Origin of the sequence: Halorubrum sp. SD690R (assembly GCF_005435035.1) — an archaeon.
In the GTDB taxonomy this organism is placed as follows: Archaea; Halobacteriota; Halobacteria; order Halobacteriales; family Haloferacaceae; genus Halorubrum; species Halorubrum ezzemoulense.
Genome location: NZ_SGTV01000141.1, coordinates 1 through 412 on the forward strand (window position 1 = coordinate 1; position 412 = coordinate 412).

At 66.7% G+C, this 412-nt stretch carries 1 protein-coding gene; it reads right to left on the reverse strand.

The genetic code is table 11. The features are described 5' to 3' along the window. A partial coding sequence (locus tag EXE41_RS18780) for an AAA family ATPase (RefSeq protein ID WP_137691807.1) occupies positions 1-412 on the reverse strand: 412 nt, incomplete at both ends.

Consider the following 412-nt stretch of genomic DNA (forward strand, 5'->3'; position numbering starts at 1 on the left):
AGGAGCGAGTACATCGTGTCGGAGGCCTCGTTCTCGTAGAACAGGTAGTTCACGTCGTCGAGCGCGACGATCAGCACTTCGTCCTCCTCGACGAGCCGGTCGGTCACCTGCTCGAACAGCTTCTTGAACGAGACGCCGGAGGAGGGTGGCTCGTAGTCGAACACGCTCTGGAACAGCCGGGAGAACACCGCGTAGCGGGTGGAGTCGACCTGGCAGTTCACCCGGACGGTGCGGACGTCCGGCGCCTCGACGCCGAGCTCGCCGAACAGCTTCTGAACCGCGGTGGTTTTGCCGGTGCCGGGGGGGCCGCGGATCACGGTGTTGAGCGGGCGGGAGCCCCGCACCGCGGGCCGGAGCGCGTACTTCAGGCTCTCGAGCTGGCTCTCGCGGTGTTCGAACGTCTCGGGGACGT